This is a genomic window from Methylophaga sp. UBA5088, assembly GCF_002414625.1.
GTDB lineage: Bacteria > Pseudomonadota > Gammaproteobacteria > Nitrosococcales > Methylophagaceae > Methylophaga > Methylophaga marina.
This window is the reverse complement of the sequence record NZ_DIAC01000133.1, coordinates 955-2,626: the sequence shown is the minus strand read 5'-3', so window position 1 is coordinate 2,626 and position 1,672 is coordinate 955. Positions and strand designations below refer to the sequence as shown.

Here is a 1,672-nt window from a genome sequence, read left to right as displayed (position 1 = left end):
CCACAGGCTGCCGAGCAAGGACATACCTAACGTGCGTGCAGCATAAACAAGGCTGGCATCCAGACTGAGCAGGGAAGCACGCACAGTCAGCATGACAAAAGGATAAGTGTAGAGCGCCATCACCACACTCGACCCAAACAGGCCCTCAAAACTCGGTGTAGTGAGACCGGTAAGTTGTTCTATTTCACCACCCGCCCCAAAAGCGGCATAAAGCGTGAAGGCGCCGATATAACTTGGAATGGCTAAAGGTGAGGCCAGTAACACCAACCAGAATTTACTCCAGGGAAGTCTGACATACGCGGTGAGAAATGCCAGCGGTACTCCGATCAATACGGCGCCACCAGCGGTAAACACCATCAGGGCTAACGTATTGGTGAGAATCTCGAGATTACGAGCATCAAATAGCTGTGGACTGTCGGATGCCAATGAGATCAACACCACCACTGGCATCAGCGCAATGAGTGCGATGATCAATGCCAGAGGGTAGGACGGAGACCATCGCTTCATAAAACGCCGACGTGTCGCATCAAGTCGATGGTCGGACGCAGGTCACCCAGACGGGTCAAATCAATTTGTGGTGGATTAATGCTGTTTAATTTAGGCAATCCTTCAGGTGGATGGACGCCAGTCACCAGCGGAATTTCACAGGCTTCTTCAGCAAGATAAGACTGTACTTCTTTAGTTAATAAATAACGGATGAAGTTGACCGGTAAATCACCTTCTTTGAGTGCCAGAATGCCAGAAGCATTCACTAGACAGCCTGCATCATTATTGGTGAACGCCAGATCGACATTGGCATCTGGCTTACCTGCTTTTAAACGCAATGTGTAGTAATGATTAGCCAAACCGATATCTACTTCACCGCGTTCCACAGCCATCACTACACCGAGTTCACCTGCGAATTTTTTGGCTTTTTGGTTCATGGCTTTCAGCCAGTCAGCAGTCGCTTTATCACCCTCCAGAATTCGCATGCCGGTAATAAAAGACTGAAATGCCGCATACGCCGGGGCCCAGCCGACACTCAAGTCGGTATCGGGTAAAGCCATAATATCCTCTGGGATTTTATCGGCAGTCAATTTCTCGGTATTAAACGGAATGGTTCTGATACGACCGGTAATAGGCACCCAGTCAGGAAACTGGAATTCATCACGCAGTTGGCCTGTCAGATCGGTGGGAAGCGTTTGAGCAAGTTCAGCTGACGTGACCATACCCACCGCGCCAGAATCGACGGCCCAGAACAAGTCTGCACGACGTACGCCGGCCTTAGCTTCAGCAAGGATGGCATTGGTCAGAGAAGCCGTCGGTCCACGACGGATGCGTAACTTAAGATCAGGGTTACGCTTTTCAATGGCTTTGATGACATTTTCATACAGTCCACCCTCACCGCGTCCAAGGTAGAGGGTTAACTCGCCTTCGAGTTTAGGTAAATCCTCAACCGACATCGCATTAGCTGGGTCGGCGAGGACTTGTCTGATACTCAGTGGCAATGCACCGGCAGCGGCGAGCGCTGCCAGAGATTGTATGAATGTTCTACGTTGCATTTAGAAAACGTCCTTTCTCTCTTCCGCCGATTTTTCGAGTAAATCATGCGCTGTATCGATTTTGCCTTTCATGGTGTTCACAACTTTGCGAACTTCATCCAGGCTCTGGCCCTTCTGAATAGCTTGTGGCA

At 49.9% G+C, this 1,672-nt stretch carries 2 protein-coding genes; both read right to left on the bottom strand.

The window, feature by feature from the left end; genetic code table 11:
• A partial coding sequence (locus B4K20_RS16425; RefSeq protein WP_414683399.1) for an ABC transporter permease occupies positions 1-507 on the bottom strand: 507 nt, incomplete at its 3' end.
• Entirely contained in the window at positions 504-1,541 is a 1,038-nt protein-coding gene (locus B4K20_RS16420; RefSeq protein ID WP_289283743.1) for an extracellular solute-binding protein, read from the bottom strand. The genes B4K20_RS16425 and B4K20_RS16420, both read right to left, overlap by 4 nt.
• Positions 1,542-1,672 lie beyond the last annotated feature (131 nt).

Bases quoted from the DNA above. Each gene is read 5' to 3' on its own strand.
- B4K20_RS16420 (WP_289283743.1), bottom strand. From the start codon at position 1,541: ATGCAACGTAGAACATTCATACAATCTCTGGCAGCGCTCGCCGCTGCC.